Below are 14,156 nucleotides of genomic sequence, written 5' to 3'. Positions count from 1 at the left end.
TCCTTGTTTCTGTAAAAAGCTCACGTTGCTCTAGTATAGCAATACTTGTAAAGGGAATCAAAAGAGGGCCACCCTATTAAACAACCGAGCGGGAGAAAAGGTTCATTATTCTTTTCTGGTCAAAAAAAAGCAGAGGCACGAAGTCCCCTGCTAGGCTACGGTTTGAATCTAAGAGCTGACGGTGAAGCCCCTTCCGTTCAGGATAGCCGCGCGCTGCCCAGCAATCTTTTGATGGAACGGTTTGCTTCATGAAGTACGACTTCCTTATCGATGGTCTTCAGCCGTCCTGTGTGCATGAGAATCTCACCGTCAACCATCGTCGTCTCCACATCAGCACGGGTGGCGGAGTATACGATCCGCGAGATCGGGTCCACATCATAGGAGGGGAAGGTATGGAAATTATAGAGGTTAAGGATAGCCAGATCCGCTTTCTTGCCGACCTCGATGCTGCCGATCTGATCCTCCATCCCCACCGCCTTCGCGCCTCCGATGGTCGCCATCCGAAAGACGCTCCGGGCATCCATCGTAGTCGGGCCATGCCCAGGCTTCTGGATGACTGCCGCCAGACGCATCTCGTTGAACATATCCAGGTTATTGTTGCAGGGCGCGCCGTCTGCACCCAGGCTGAGGTGGATATGGTCATGAAGCATGCCCGGCGTGTCAGCAATGCCAGAGGCCAGCTTGAGATTCGAGCCCGGGCAGTGGCTGACATGAACCCCGCGGTCCCGCAGAATCCGCTTCTCCTGCTCATCCAGCCAGACACAGTGCGCGAGAATCAGACGTTCGTTAGCCAGCCCCAGGTGATCCAGATAGACGACATTGCGCATACCGGTCATCGCCTGCACAAGCTCGATCTCACCCAGGTTCTCGGAAGCATGGGTATGCACCTTCACCCCGTAACGGGCCGAGAGGCTCTGCACCTCCCGCAGCAGCGGCTCCGTACAAGAAATAACAAAACGAGGGGAAAAAGCATACTGAATCCGGCCGTTCGCATACCCGTTCCATTTCTCCAGCAGATCCACACTCTCCTGCAGCGAAGCTGCCGTCTCCTCCTGCAGGGCCGCCGGTGCATCGGGGTTCTTCCGGTCCATCATGACCTTCCCTGACAGGGCGCGGATACCGCTCTTCGCAATCGCCTGGAAGGCATAATCCGTATGATGTACCGTCTCCATATCCACGATGGTCGTTGTGCCGCTGGTGATTAATTCCCCAATACCAAGCATGGCCGAATAGTACAGCGACTCCTCATCATGCGCCGCCTCCAGCGGCCAGATCCGCTTGCGCAGCCAGTCCATCAGCTCCAGATCATCTCCTTTGCCGCGGAACAGCGTCTGGCAGAGATGAATATGCGTCTGGATGAAGCCGGGGATAACCGTCCGGTTCCTGGCGTCGATGACAAGCTCATCCCCCTTCACTTCAAGGCCGGTGCCAATCTCCACAATCAGATCACCTTCGATGCGGATATCGCCGTATATAATGTCTTCCTGCTTGTTCATCGTAATAATCTCCGCATGCTTGATCAGGATATTCGCCATTGTCTTCTCCCCCTAGTCTTGTTGATGTCCGGCTGATCACTAACACAAAAAGGCCACAAAAATATGCCTCAGCATATTTTCGTAGCCAGAAATTTACGGTTCCCGGTAGAGACCCTTAAACCAATTATTAAGGATATACGAAAAGGACTATTCCATTGCTTATGAATAATCCCATCATAATCGAAAGACAACTTTCCTGTCAACAAAAGTTATTAAAGTTACCATAAATATCTGAATCAATGAGGATAGGGCACTTTTTAACATTTTAACACTTGAAAATCAAGGTTAAATGTAATATTACCTCACACAATTGAAAATTAGTTCTTCATATTCTCTGTCAGCACCTTCTCAAACACCGGAAAAGCTGCGGTACGGCCGGGAAAGCGAATCTCGCCTCTCTGCCAATACCCAAGTGAAGGATACAGCTTAAGCGCCCTGTCATTCTTCGCATATGTATCGAGCCGGATGCTTCTGTACCCGCTGCTGCGGGCGAAATCCTCGGCAAAGGCGATCAGCCGCCGGGCAATCCCTCTCCCCTGAATCTCGGGATGTACCGCAAGCCGGTGCATGATCAGATGCGGCCCCTGCTGCTGTTCCCATTCGATGCCTGCATATTGCTCCGCCTGGTTCTCATCCAGCACAAGAATTCCGGCGATCGCCTCATGCTCCAGGCAGACAAACAAGGTTCCCTTAACGATATCCTCACTAATGATTTCCCGGTTAGGGTACCCTTCATCCCATTGATCGCTTCCGCCTGCCTGCATAACTTGTACACATTTGGCAATCAGATTCATGATCTCCTGGATCTCTTCACTCCGTGCTCTTCGTATCTCATTCCCCATCATGTGCGTTCCCCGCTTTCCTGCCCGAATAGTGAACCCGGTAAAGATTCTGTTAAGAAGTCTACCATATCCGGCCGGAAATTCCGATAGCCCGCCTTATCCCAAAGTTCCCCATGTGCTATAGGGGCGGCGCAATATGCGCCAGCCCCTGTAGCCGCTGTATCGGCCTGCATGCTGCTGTGCCTGCGGCGCTGTCAGCCAAGCTCCAGCTTATGCCCGTCCTCGAAGCCCTTGGCGAAACCTGCGTCGAACCCCACGTTGTATGCTTCGGTGTAGCCCTGCTGATAGGCGTCTCCCGGCGGCAGTTCCGGCGGGACGCCCAGATCCGGGGGGAGCGGAATCACCTGAGGCTCTAGAGGGGGCTCGATAGCCGGGATGACCTGTACCGGCCTAACCACTCGGGATTTGCGGAGCAGCCGTCTGCGTAGTCTTCTTTTTCTGCGCAGCTGCAGGGATTTCTTCCCCGGCTTGCCGAGCAGACCCTTGCGCGATTTGCGTCCGGGACCTTTGCGTATTCGTGTCTTCCGCGACAGCAGCGGTCTGCGTCTGCGCCCCTTGCCCGTGGAACCAAGCTTGCCCTGTCTCTTTCTCTTCATCTTCTACGCCTCCTGTACTTCATCTACTCCTGGCGTTCCCCTCTGAGCAGACCTTGCTCAGCCAGGGGGCTGCAGGCACTCCTTCTTTGGGCTCATGCAATGAAATACCGGATATCATCCGGCACATTGAACTCTGGTACCCGCTAAGAATCCTGATATTGTCGCTCAGCTTGCGGGCTGTCAGCTCCGATTGCCCCGTCACTTCAGCAATACTCTCGAGGATGGCTGCGAGCGCTGCCTGGCTGCGGGCGATCGAGCGGATCATCTCCAGCTTGACGGCATGTTCGGAGAGCAGCCCGCCGCTCATTTGCTGTCGTCCCCGAAGCTGAAGCCCTCGCCATCCCCGCCGAAATCGCCGCCCTCGTCTTCCCCGCTGCCCAGCACCGCCTTCAGGTTGCTGTACAGCCCGTTCTCCAGCTTCGTCAGCCCCTCTACCATTTCCACGATCACCTCGTGAATAGAGATGGATTCCTTCAGCTGGTCTTCGTGGGAGTCGAATGCTCTAGCGTGGATGTGATGATGGGTCCACTGCTTCACTTTTTCCGCTTCCACCGCTTTGGCCTCGAGAATCATCGCGATGTTCCACTGGATGGCAGCGGTTGACTCCAGCATTTGCAGATATGCCTTTTCTCTGCTCATCCTCCGCCTCCTTGCTCAGGTTACACGTTACCCTTACTCTTCTTCCTGACCGTTTAATTCCTTGATGACCCTGCCCACTCCCTCTGCCATCGCCTCTTCGAGATCGGCAAGTGCATTGAGGTAAGCAATGATGTTTTTGTTGACTTGGCCTGAGCTTTCCACCAGCCCACTGAATCCGCCGAAATCAGGGTCCGCATCCGGCAGATCGTGAACTATTTGCGACATACGGACGGCTACATGGCGTTCGGCGTCGAGAATCCGTGCCATTTGTTCGTGCGTATGGGCCATGTGCTGCAGGACTTTTGTAATTTTACTCTGCACCTTCATGTCTCCTTTGCTCAAACGCCCTGCTACAGCATATGCGGCATCCGCCTTGGCGGTGCCGGAGAAGCGCCGCAAGTTGGGCTGGAACATATCGCACGATGACCATTAATTTAGACGTCAAATCCCCGTGTCCGCTTCAAGGTATGGGGAAGGCTGTAGGCTGGAGTATATTGACAAGGAACGGGACGGCAGACTATGCTTGGCTGAAAATACATCCAAATGATGTATGTCCGCGTATGTACCGATTAGAACTGGAGGTAATCTATGAAACTAACAGGCGAACACCTGGACCTATCCCCCTTGGGCGCTTCAGAGCTGGCGTTAGCCTTACAGGATTACGCCGGGCTGGAGCAGAGGCTGGACCTGAACGTGACGGGCACCGCCACCCTGCTGGATGATGAAGAGATGCGCTATGCGATGCGGGTCAGGCATGCCAAGGTGCTGCAGGATGAAGATAACTACCGCTGGCTGACCATGTGGGCCATCATCCACCGGGAGCAGAAGCAGCTCATTGGCTTCCTGATCCTCAAAGGCCGCCCGAACGAACAAGGGGAAGTCATCGTCGGTTACGTCCTGGACGAGAGATACCGGGGCCAAGGCTATGCCACAGAAGCGCTGCGGCAGATCACCGCCTGGATCTTCAGCCATCCCGGTGCACGCTGGGTCATTGCAGATACAGAGAAGGATAACTTCGCCTCCCACCGCGTCCTGCAACATTTGGGTGCGGAGCTATACCGCGAGACCGAGGATTTGTTCTGGTGGAGAATCGCCCGGCCAGCCAATAGCTGATGGTGATATTACTGAAGGCGGTATGCTGAGGGCTGCAAGCTGGGGCGATATGTGCGGACGATATGCTGAAGGCGGTATGCTAACGGCGGTATGCTGGCGGCGATATGCTGACGGCGGTATACTGGCGGCGATTTGCTGACGGCGGTATGCTGACGGCGGTATACTGGTGGTGGTGATAGTGACCGCTGTGGCAGTTCGGCCGCCTTTCGCCCCCTGCGCCCGCTTGCGGCGGGATTCAGGGGCATTTGTGCCCCTGATTTCAGCCTCCAGCCCACTTCCGGCGAATTCAGAGGGATTTATCCCTCTCATTTCAGCCTCCAGCCCACTTTCGGCGAATTCTAAGGGATTTATCCCTCTCATTTCAGCCTCCAACCCACTTTCGGCGAATTCAGAGGGATTTATCCCTCTCATTCCAGCCTCCAGCCCACTTCCGGCAAATTCAGAGGGATTTATCCCTCTCATTTCAGCCTCCAGCCCACTTCCGGCGAATTCAGAGGGATTTATCCCTCTCATTCCAGCCTCCAGCCCACTTCCGGCGAATTCAGAGGGATTTATCCCTCTCATTTCAGCCTCCAGCCCACTTCCGGCGAATTCAGAGGGATTTATCCCTCTCATTTCAGCCTCCAGCCCACTTTCGGCGAATTCTAAGGGATTTATCCCTCTCATTTCAGCCTCCAACCCACTTTCGGCGAATTCAGAGGGATTTATCCCTCTCATTTCAGCCTCCAGCCCACTTCCGGCGAATTCAGAGGGATTTATCCCTCTCATTTCAGCCTCCAGCCCACTTTCGGCGAATTCTAAGGGATTTATCCCTCTCATTTCAGCCTCCAACCCACTTTCGGCGAATTCAGAGGGATTTATCCCTCTCATTCCAGCCTCCAGCCCACTTCCGGCAAATTCAGAGGGGTTTATCCCTTTAGTTACCTTTGACCACTCAAGTTTACTTTAATCCCCATCCTCTTCCTATGTAGCCAACTAATTGCTCTTGCCTTTCCCGCTCTCCCCTCCCTTTCCCCGTCCTCCATAATCACCCTAACTTACAGATTGGAGACGGCTTTGCCGTCCTTTTAAAGGACGGTACCTTTTCGGCGAGAAATAGAAATATAGTGTATAGCGTGAAACATATAAATTCTTCTATTTCAAAAAAACGCCGCCCCTCAGGGCAGCGTATCTCTCAGCTTATCTCCGGCTTCGCGCAGAGACTGGAAGGTTCCTGCGTCGCTCCACCAGCCTTGCAGCACATCATAGCTCAGCTTGCGTTCTACGGCATACAGGTTGTTCACATCGGTAATCTCCAGCTCGCCCCTCCTGGAAGGCGAAATCCGGCGGATGATATCGAATACAGCTTCATCATACATATATATGCCTGTAACACAGAATTTCGTCTTGGGCTGCTCCGGCTTCTCTTCAATGTATGCAATCAGGGAAGCATCGGCGCTGTCAAACACCGGAACCCCGTATCTGCGCGCATCCTCGACAGGCTTCAGGAGCACCTTCGCGGTCCCCGCCGGCTGCTGCAGATAACTTTTCACGTAAGGCTCCAGACTATCCATGAACAAATTATCCCCCAGCAGCACGACAAACCGTTCTCCCGGCAGGATGAATCCTTCCGCCAGCTCCAGCGCTTCTGCGATGCCGCCTGCCGCCTCCTGGATTTTGTAAGTCAGAGAGACGCCGAATTCCGCGCCGCTGCCCAAAAAGTCAGTGTACTGTCCTGCGGACTGTTTGCTGATAACCAGGAGAATATCGGTGATCCCCCCCTGGCGCAGCCGCTCAATCCCGTAGCACACCATAGGGTATTTGCCGACCGGAAGCAAATGTTTATTCATCAGCCGGGTGAGCGGGTATAGCCTTGTTCCTGTTCCGCCTGCCAGTATGACTCCTTTCACTTACGTTCCTCCTCTTTCTCTACGTCTTTTGCCTTCGGCCAGCGGCCTCAGATGAACTGCGACGGGTCCACATGCCATTTCTCCATAAAAATCCTGCGGTTGCGCTCCACCAGCTCCTGCAATGAGGCGGAATACACCTCCTTGAAGCTGGCGCTGCCTTCATGATGAACCAGGCAATCTCCGGCAATCAGCAGCCGGTACCCCTGCAGCCGGGCGCGGTAGCAGTAATCGTCATCCTCATAATGGCCCGGCGAGAACCGTTCATCGAGCAGGCCGATCGCGTCCATAAGCTGTCTTTTGAATAAAAAGCACAGACCTACAAGCCTGCGGGTCTCCTGCCACTTCGCTGCATCAGGAATATTAGTCCGGAGCGCCTCAGCATGGAAGCCTGCAATATCGGTATAGCCGGTCTGTACCTGCTGCCGTCCGCTGGCATAATTCGTCACCGGTCCGACAATTCCTATATCAGGGGCACTGTACAAAGCGCTCTTCAGATTATCCAGCCAGCCTTGCGACACAATAACGTCATTGTTCAGCAGCAGCAGCTCCTCCCCCGCAGCCAGCTGCAGCCCGATATTGCAGGCCAGCGGAAAACCGCGATTCTCCGGGAGGGAGATGAACTTCAGCTTGCTGGCGCGGCAGTAGGCTTCGGTACCATCATCCGAGGCATTGTCCACTACAATAATCTCAAAGGCAGACCGGGTATGCGCTCTGATCGATTCGACGCAGGAGCGCAGCAGCCCGAGCCTGTTATACGTAGGAATAATAATGCTCGTCATTGTCATAGCGCATTCCTCCAGGCGGCAATCTGCCTGCGGTGCTCCAGCAGGTTCTCGGCCGGCAGCTGTCCGCTGCTCTGCTGGTGGGCAATCACGCACACCAGCGCTTCCGCGTGATCACCGGCAATCAGCTGCTCCATGGCATTGCCGGCTCCCGTGTTGCCCTGACGCAGCCGGTTCTGCTTAATCACATTCACCCCTCCGGCCTTTTCCACCCGCAGACGGCCCAGAATAGAGAGCGCCAGCGCCCGAGGCGGCACCATCAGCTCGCGGTAGCCGATTCTCTCCAGTGCCCGGCGGGATAAGGCATGCGGAACGGCTGTCATGGAGCTTGCTCCGAGATCCGGGCGGCCCAGAACCTGATTCAGGTAGAGCTTGCAACGGGTAACCGCATCACTTAGCCCGAAGGGCGGCAGAAGCGGATCAAGATCGTTGAGCGCCACATCCACCCCCCGGTCCACCGCAGCCACAAAGGAAGACAGCTGCCCGGCAGAGATCACCATATCGCCATCCAGAAACAACAGGATATCCCCCCGGCTGAGCTTGGCGCCCAGCGAACGCCCCACATCATGTCCGGCAGATTCCGGAATGTACACTATGCTCGCCTGAGTGCATAACCGGGTCCGCTGAAAGCTGCGGTCGCTGCAGCCGTTCAGCACCACAATAATCTCCTGCGGCTTCAGGCGTTCCACCTGCTCCAGCAGCTTCGGCAAAGTCTGCTCCTCATTCCGGGCCGAGATAATGACCGACAGCGAGCCTTGCGATGCCGGCAGCGGCAGGCCCCCCCGCCCGGAAGCGGGCTTCCGCTTGGAGCGGGAAAGGCCCGGCCCGTTCCCCGCAGGCTTGCTGCGGCGCTGTGCAGGCCGCTGCTTGACCGCGCCTCTGCGCACTGCAGTGCCGCGTCCGGCGGTGCGGCCTTTAGAGCCGCTGCTTCTGGGGGCTGTACGCCCTGCTGAAGACCGGCCGCTGACGGATACTTGCCGCTCTTCCATCATCTCACCAACTCCCTTCGCCGGGTGCCGTCCCCGAAGCCTGCCCGGCCGCCCTTGCGCTCCAGCACCAGGGCAACGGCATCCAGGTGGTCTCTGAGGATAGCCTCCTGCAAAGGATCGCTGCCGCTGTGCTTCCGGCGGACCGCGTTCATCCTGCCTACAGGCACGTTATGCACCGCTGTCACAACCAGGCCCTCCAGCACCGCCTGCGCATGGGCGAGCGGCGGTCTCGACAGCAGGCCGCTGCCCAGCACCTCCAGCGCCCTGCGGCTAATCGCATGTGGAACGGCAGTCAAGGAGCAGCCCTTCAGTTCAGACCTTCCGAGCAGAAGATTCAGCGCATGCTTGGATAACACCACCGGATGCGGAACTCTGCTGCGGACCGGGCCGGAGTAATCATTCAGTGCCAGATCCGCTCCGCCGCTGACCGCGGTCACGAAGGGACGCAGCTGCGAGGCGGAGATGACCAGATCCCCATCCGTGAACAGCAGAACCGTTCCCTTGGCCGCCGCAGCGCCTACGCTTCGCCCGACATCATGCCCGAGCGGCTGTTCATAGACCATTACGTTCGCTCCGCAGGAGCGCGCAATCTCTGCGGTCTGATCCGCAGAACCGTTAACAATCACAATAACCTCACAGCGGGGATGAACGCCTCTGGCTCCGGCGATTACCGCGGCAATCGTCGCCGCCTCATTCATGGCCGGAATAATAACCGACACCTCAGGCTGCGGATGATTCACCGCAGGCGGCGGTATAACAGGCCGTACCGGCCGTGCCACCGGCCGCCGTGCTGTCCGGGTTGCCCGCCGCCCCGTGCGGCGGGCAGATGTTCCTTTTCTTTTCATGCTCATCCACCTTCCTTCACAGGGCTGCTCCCGGGCTGAGGGTTACACCATAGTCTATGTATCCCGCCACCCCCGGTAACGGCAAGTGTCTCCCCGAGCGCAGATAATTGGACAAATGCCGCTATATGCCTCCACCCGGCAATAAGCCGGAAAGGGATCGCTTACAGGAGGAAAACTTCAGATCATAGCCCCTACAACATTTCTCCCGGCCTCCCTGCTTCTACAATTAGCAGAATTGTATAGCGTGAAGCCTATATATGCTGGCGTAACCATGCACAAAAGGCGCAGCCCGCGGCTGCGCCTCATGTACAATATTATCCTGCCCTGAATCAGTCAAAAGCGCGATGCTCCACAGCAGGTTTGACCAGCGGAGTGCCTAGCGCAATCCATGACAGTACGCCATAGAAATGCTGGGTCTCACGCAGCCGCACTACCTCAATCGTTGCTTCACCGCCCGTTCTGTTCTTCAGCGACGCATGGAAGTACGGCTGGTTAGCCATGGCAACCAGCACATAGCCGGTATGGCCGAAGCTCTCGTCAAAAGAAACCGTCACCTCCACACTCTCCGCCTCACCATTGAACATAAACGCCGTCATCCCGAACTGCTGCAAAACATCGCGGTTCCCGACACTCTGTACGGGATGGAAGGACAGATGCTCCGCATTGACTGATCCCGGAGACAGATGATCTCCGTTCACTGCACCCTGAGCAATATGGTGGCTCTGGATGCTGCCTTCTTCCAAATGCCGGGACTGGACGGCAAAGGGAGCGATTTTGGAAGCCTTAACCGCCTCATCCTGCAGTTCAGTGCTGCCTACCGCACCTTCAGCCAGATGTCCGGTGCCGACGCTGTGAATCGCAAGCTTCGCTCCGTTCACACTGTGGTCCGGGAGCAGCTCAGGGGTCAGCGCATCCCCGGCCAGATGCTCCAGGCCGATGCTGCCGGGCCGGATATGGCGCCCGTCAACGATTCCGGGAGACAGATGGCCTCCGTAGATGCTGCCCGGAGCCAGATGATTAGGCCCCACCGCTCCTGGCGCCAGCTTGCTGCCGTCTATGCTGCCTTCTCCAAGCAGCTCAGAGGTTAGTGTGCCCTCTGCCAGATGCTCACGCTGGATGCTGCCCGCGCGGAGATGGCTGCTATCCACTGAATCAGGCGCCAGATGATCCCCGCTCACCGCATTTTGAACAATGTGGTAGCTCTGCACGCTGTCTTCTTCCAGATGCCGGGACTGGATGGCAAAGGAAGAGATTTTGGACCCATCCACTGCCTCATCCTGCAGCTCTGAGCTCCCTACTGCGCCTTCCGTCAGATGCCTGGTTCCAATGCTGTGAGGTGCAATCTTCCCCCCTGTAATACTGCCGTCCTGCAAAAGCTCGGAGGTCCGGGCATCCTGAGCCAGATGCTCCAGGCTGATGCTGCCGGGCCGGATATGACAGCTGTCCACAGCTTCAGGCGCCAGGTGACCGCCATAGATACTGCCGGAAGCCAGATGGATAGAGCCCACAGAACCCGCAGCCAGCTTGCTTCCTCTAATACTGCCATCCGGCAGCAGCTCTGCACTTTTCGTCTCCTCGGCCAGATGCGCAAGCCGGATAATCCCTGAACCCACATGACGCTCCTGAATCACTCCGCCTGCCAGATGCTCTCCAGACACACTCTGCGGCTGGAGATGCTGCGGTCCCACTGCGCCTTCGGCCAGCTTGCTTCCACCTATGCTGCCGTCCGGCAACAGCTCCGCACTTCTCGTTTCCTCCGCCAGATGCGTAAGCCGGATAATTCCTGAGCCCAAATGACGCTCCTGAATGATTCCGCCTGCCAGATGCTCTCCATACACACTCTGCGGCTGGAGATGCTGCGATCCCACTGCGCCTTCGGCCAGTTTGCTTCCACCTATGCTGCCGTCCGGCAACAGCTCCGCACTTCTCGTTTCCTCCGCCAGATGCGTAAGCCGGATAATTCCTGAGCCCAAATGACGCTCCTGAATGATTTCGCCTGCAAGATGCTCTGCGTCCACGCTCTGCGGCTGGAGATGCTGCGGTCCCACTGCACCTTCAGCCAGCTTACTTGCGTCGATGCTTCCATCCGGCAGCAGGTCCGCTCCCCGCGTATCCGAAGCCAGATGACTGAGCTGAATGCTGCCGGCGCGGATATGCCGGCTGCTTACCGCATCCGCAGCCAGATGACCGCTATACACACTTCCCGCAGCCAAATGGAAGGCACCTACTGCCCCTGCTCCCAGCTTGCTGCCTGCGATGCTGCCATCCGGGAGAAGATCCGCGCTGCGCGCCTCCTTGGCCAGATGCGCCAGCGTAATCTCTCCGGCACCGATATGCCGGGCTTCCACCGCTGCCTGCGCCAAATGAACAGCCTGCACACTCGCTTCAGCTAAATGAACTGATTCTACAGCACCCGCTGCCAGCTTCTCTGCGCCAATGCTGCCGTTAGGCAGTAGCTCCGCACTGCGGACCTCCTCCGCCAGATGCGCCAGACTAACACTGCCATCCGCGAGATGCCGCCCTTCTACTGAGGCCTCAGCCAGCTGGCTTCCGCCAACACTGCCGGGAGTGAGATGGCGGGAAGCCACCGCTCCCTCGGCCAGCTTCGTGCCGCTGATGCTGCCATCCTGAATCTGGATGGAGGAGACAGAGCTTGGAATAAGATGCCCGTTGCCAACCGACATCGGCCGGATATGTGCACCACCCACGCTGCCCGCTGCCAGATGTCTGCCTTGCACAGAGGTATCCTTCAGCGAATCCGGGCCGACTGCGCCTTCCGACAGATGCTCGCTCTGCACTGCTGAGGCTGCCAGCTTCTCTGCACTCACACTGCCGTCCGCCAGTTTAATGGAAGTGACGGCCAGATCACCGAGCTTATCCGTTGAGACACTCTCCGGCGATAGCTTCAGGGAAGTGACGGCATAGTCAGCCAAATGATGCGGCTGCACAATCGCCGCAGCAAGATGGGCCTCCTTGACGGCACCGGAGGACAGCTTATCTGCCGTTACTGAACCGGATTGCAGCGCGGATGAAGTCACACTGCTGTCTGCCAGATGCCGGCGTTCTATAGCACCGGATGCCAGATGACCGGCATCTACTGCCTCCTCCTGCAGCGCACGCCCACTGATGCTGCCGTCCGCCAAATGCTTCTCCTCCACGGCGCAGACCGCAATATGCTCTCCGCTGACCGCTTCTTTGGCAAGAATCGTACCTCCGACCGCGCCCATGGCCAGCTTGGCGGTAATGATGCTGCCGTCCGCCAGCTTGGCTGCGGTAATACTCTGGGGGCTAATATGTTCTCCTGTAACAGATTCATACCCCAGTTGTTCTTCTGTAACTGCCCCTTTGGCCAGATGGCCGGTCAGGACGGAATGCTCCTGCAGCTGGTCTGAGCCTACAGATTCTGCAGCCAGATGAGAATTATCCACGGCCTCGCGCTGCAAATGCGCCGAAGTGACAGCCTGTGCGGCAATCTGCGCACTGCGCACTGCAGATTTCGCAATATGGCGCGTCATCACGGCTTCGTCAGCCAGCTTATGGGCGAGAATGCTCTGATCTGCGATTTTGGAAGAGGTAACCGCCTGCTCAATCAGCTGTGTAGTTCCTACCGCACCGTCCGCCAGTTTCACAAAAGAAATGCTGCGGTCTGCCAGATGACGGCTGCCAACCTCACCTTCGGCGATATGGTCCGCATGGATGCTCTCCGGGTTAATGTGCTGGCTGCGGACAGCCTTCGCCGCGATCTGCCGGGACCCGGCAGCCCCATCTGCAAGATGCCCGCTCTCAATAATACCGGGCTGAAGCTGCTCCTTGCCGATCAGGCGTGCCGCCAGCTGTTCCCGTCCAATAGCCCCCGGTGCCAGATGCCTCGCGGTAATAACGCCTTCCCCTACATGCCGGCTCTCGATCACCGCATCACCCAGCTTGACACCGCTGATCTCGCCATCGGCGATTTTGTCGGCGGACACCGCTTCGTCAGCCAGCTTAGAGCGGTCAATACTGCCGTTGCTGAGATGGCGGCTGTCAATGCTGCTGCTGAGAATCTTCTCACCGGTCACCGCCCCGTCATCCAGCAGCTCCGCTGTGATAATGAACTCACTAAGATGCCTGCTGCTGATTGCTCCATCGGCAATATGTTCTCCGCTGATCATCCGGTCTGCCAGCTTCTCGGGACCAACGCTGCCATCCTTCAGCTTCTCGCCGCCAATGGAGTGATCCAGCAGTTTGCCCCCGCTGACACTGCTCTCCGCCAGATGCTCACCGGTAACGGACTCGGGCGCTATCTTCGAGGAGGTAACCGCCCGGTCCGCAAGGTTGATGCTCTGCACCGCATAATCCTGCAGCCAGGGTGTGCCGATAATGCCATGCTTCAGTCTGGACCCGTCAATGGTCCGTGGAGCAATCTTGGCACCGGTGACGGCGCCATCAGACAGATCATCGGTGTATACGGGCTGCAGGCGTTCTTTTTCCAGAGGAGCCGTTACCTCAGATTCAAGCAGGGCAGCACGGTCCTCCTGCACGCGTAACTCTTCCGTCACCGTTCCCTCTTTCCCCTCCAGTGCAGGTACAGTCTGCCGGAGCGGCGTGGTCACTTCCAGCATCTCCACCCCGCTCACCTGCAGGGTAATATCTTCTGCCTCTGCCGATTCCACCGCTTCCGATTGTTGGGGTTTCTGTGTTTTGGGACTGCTGTCTATCATGCTAAGTTCAGTCGTATCGGGATTATCCACGTAATAGAGCGGTCTTTTGGCACTGCGCTGCTGTTTTCGTTTGGGACCCTTCACAAGCAGTCTCCTCCTTCCATCTAATGTATCTTCTAGGCATCATATGCAGCAGCATAGGCGGATGACACCCTTCTCCTTACCGTCATCCAATCTTCTCCTTCCAAAAAAGGGCATCTGCCGCCGCGCATCCGTCCAACCCTTA

At 57.0% G+C, this 14,156-nt stretch carries 13 protein-coding genes and 1 riboswitch; of the genes, 1 reads left to right on the top strand and 12 read right to left on the bottom strand.

The genetic code is table 11. From position 1 onward, the window contains the following. Positions 1–197: 197 nt before the first annotated feature. The 6 genes from NSU18_RS26005 to NSU18_RS25980 all read right to left on the bottom strand — a co-directional run bounded on the left by NSU18_RS26005 (position 198) and on the right by NSU18_RS25980 (position 3,939). Complete coding sequence (locus NSU18_RS26005) at positions 198–1,535, bottom strand: 5'-deoxyadenosine deaminase (protein WP_341016995.1); 1,338 nt, start codon at positions 1,533–1,535, stop codon at positions 198–200. A 62-nt stretch (positions 1,536–1,597) separates the two neighbouring features. Next, positions 1,598–1,696: riboswitch (purine riboswitch) on the bottom strand. 156 nt (positions 1,697–1,852) lie between these two features. Next, positions 1,853–2,377, bottom strand: coding sequence for a GNAT family N-acetyltransferase (locus NSU18_RS26000; protein WP_341150402.1), 525 nt, complete (start codon positions 2,375–2,377; stop codon positions 1,853–1,855). 194 nt (positions 2,378–2,571) lie between these two features. Beyond that, entirely contained in the window at positions 2,572–2,973 is a 402-nt protein-coding gene (locus NSU18_RS25995) for a hypothetical protein (RefSeq protein WP_341150401.1), read from the bottom strand. A gap of 19 nt (positions 2,974–2,992) precedes the next feature. Continuing rightward, the gene (locus NSU18_RS25990) at positions 2,993–3,280 is read right to left on the bottom strand and encodes a hypothetical protein (protein ID WP_341016990.1); all 288 of its coding nucleotides are present in this window, start codon (positions 3,278–3,280) and stop codon (positions 2,993–2,995) included. Further along, complete coding sequence (locus NSU18_RS25985; RefSeq protein WP_036727122.1) at positions 3,277–3,612, bottom strand: hypothetical protein; 336 nt, start codon at positions 3,610–3,612, stop codon at positions 3,277–3,279. The genes NSU18_RS25990 and NSU18_RS25985 overlap by 4 nt, the downstream gene beginning before the upstream one ends. Positions 3,613–3,645: 33 nt before the next feature. Further along, positions 3,646–3,939, bottom strand: a complete 294-nt coding sequence (locus NSU18_RS25980) for a nucleoside-diphosphate sugar epimerase (protein ID WP_081751236.1) — start codon at positions 3,937–3,939, stop codon at positions 3,646–3,648. Positions 3,940–4,200: 261 nt separating this feature from the next. On the opposite strand from NSU18_RS25980, the gene NSU18_RS25975 reads away from it, so the two are divergent. Further along, on the top strand, positions 4,201–4,725 hold the full coding sequence (locus NSU18_RS25975; RefSeq protein WP_341016987.1) for a GNAT family N-acetyltransferase: 525 nt from the start codon (positions 4,201–4,203) through the stop codon (positions 4,723–4,725). Here NSU18_RS25975 and NSU18_RS25970 read toward each other — a convergent pair. The 6 genes from NSU18_RS25970 to NSU18_RS25945 form a co-directional block, all read right to left on the bottom strand. Then, positions 4,666–5,595, bottom strand: a complete 930-nt coding sequence (locus tag NSU18_RS25970; protein ID WP_341150400.1) for a hypothetical protein — start codon at positions 5,593–5,595, stop codon at positions 4,666–4,668. The genes NSU18_RS25975 and NSU18_RS25970 overlap by 60 nt on opposite strands. A 287-nt stretch (positions 5,596–5,882) precedes the next feature. Continuing rightward, the gene (locus tag NSU18_RS25965) at positions 5,883–6,614 is read right to left on the bottom strand and encodes a sugar phosphate nucleotidyltransferase (protein ID WP_339220012.1); all 732 of its coding nucleotides are present in this window, start codon (positions 6,612–6,614) and stop codon (positions 5,883–5,885) included. A gap of 47 nt (positions 6,615–6,661) precedes the next feature. After that, positions 6,662–7,399, bottom strand: a complete 738-nt coding sequence (locus NSU18_RS25960) for a glycosyltransferase family 2 protein (protein ID WP_341150399.1) — start codon at positions 7,397–7,399, stop codon at positions 6,662–6,664. Further along, complete coding sequence (locus NSU18_RS25955; RefSeq protein ID WP_341150398.1) at positions 7,396–8,385, bottom strand: glycosyltransferase family 2 protein; 990 nt, start codon at positions 8,383–8,385, stop codon at positions 7,396–7,398. The genes NSU18_RS25960 and NSU18_RS25955 overlap by 4 nt, the downstream gene beginning before the upstream one ends. After that, complete coding sequence (locus tag NSU18_RS25950) at positions 8,385–9,230, bottom strand: glycosyltransferase family 2 protein (protein WP_341150397.1); 846 nt, start codon at positions 9,228–9,230, stop codon at positions 8,385–8,387. Before NSU18_RS25950 ends, NSU18_RS25955 begins: the two co-directional genes overlap by 1 nt. Before the next feature lie 329 nt (positions 9,231–9,559). Beyond that, on the bottom strand, positions 9,560–14,014 hold the full coding sequence (locus NSU18_RS25945) for a WIAG-tail domain (RefSeq protein ID WP_341150396.1): 4,455 nt from the start codon (positions 14,012–14,014) through the stop codon (positions 9,560–9,562). Positions 14,015–14,156: the final 142 nt, after the last annotated feature.

This window comes from Paenibacillus sp. FSL H8-0048, from assembly GCF_038002825.1.
Taxonomy (GTDB): domain Bacteria; phylum Bacillota; class Bacilli; order Paenibacillales; family Paenibacillaceae; genus Paenibacillus_AQ.
The sequence above is the reverse complement of the archived record's forward strand: the minus strand, read 5'-3'. Positions and strand labels throughout refer to the sequence as shown.

Excerpts from the sequence above, each read along its gene's own strand:
- NSU18_RS26005 (WP_341016995.1), bottom strand. The coding sequence starts at position 1,535 with ATGGCGAATATCCTGATCAAGCATGCGGAGATTATTACGATGAACAAG.
- NSU18_RS26000 (WP_341150402.1), bottom strand. The coding sequence starts at position 2,377 with ATGGGGAATGAGATACGAAGAGCACGGAGTGAAGAGATCCAGGAGATC.
- NSU18_RS25995 (WP_341150401.1), bottom strand. The coding sequence starts at position 2,973 with ATGAAGAGAAAGAGACAGGGCAAGCTTGGTTCCACGGGCAAGGGGCGC.
- NSU18_RS25990 (WP_341016990.1), bottom strand. The coding sequence starts at position 3,280 with ATGAGCGGCGGGCTGCTCTCCGAACATGCCGTCAAGCTGGAGATGATC.
- NSU18_RS25985 (WP_036727122.1), bottom strand. The coding sequence starts at position 3,612 with ATGAGCAGAGAAAAGGCATATCTGCAAATGCTGGAGTCAACCGCTGCC.
- NSU18_RS25980 (WP_081751236.1), bottom strand. The coding sequence starts at position 3,939 with ATGAAGGTGCAGAGTAAAATTACAAAAGTCCTGCAGCACATGGCCCAT.
- NSU18_RS25975 (WP_341016987.1), top strand. The coding sequence starts at position 4,201 with ATGAAACTAACAGGCGAACACCTGGACCTATCCCCCTTGGGCGCTTCA.
- NSU18_RS25970 (WP_341150400.1), bottom strand. The coding sequence starts at position 5,595 with ATGAGAGGGATAAATCCCTCTGAATTCGCCGAAAGTGGGTTGGAGGCT.
- NSU18_RS25960 (WP_341150399.1), bottom strand. The coding sequence starts at position 7,399 with ATGACAATGACGAGCATTATTATTCCTACGTATAACAGGCTCGGGCTG.
- NSU18_RS25955 (WP_341150398.1), bottom strand. The coding sequence starts at position 8,385 with ATGGAAGAGCGGCAAGTATCCGTCAGCGGCCGGTCTTCAGCAGGGCGT.
- NSU18_RS25950 (WP_341150397.1), bottom strand. The coding sequence starts at position 9,230 with ATGAAAAGAAAAGGAACATCTGCCCGCCGCACGGGGCGGCGGGCAACC.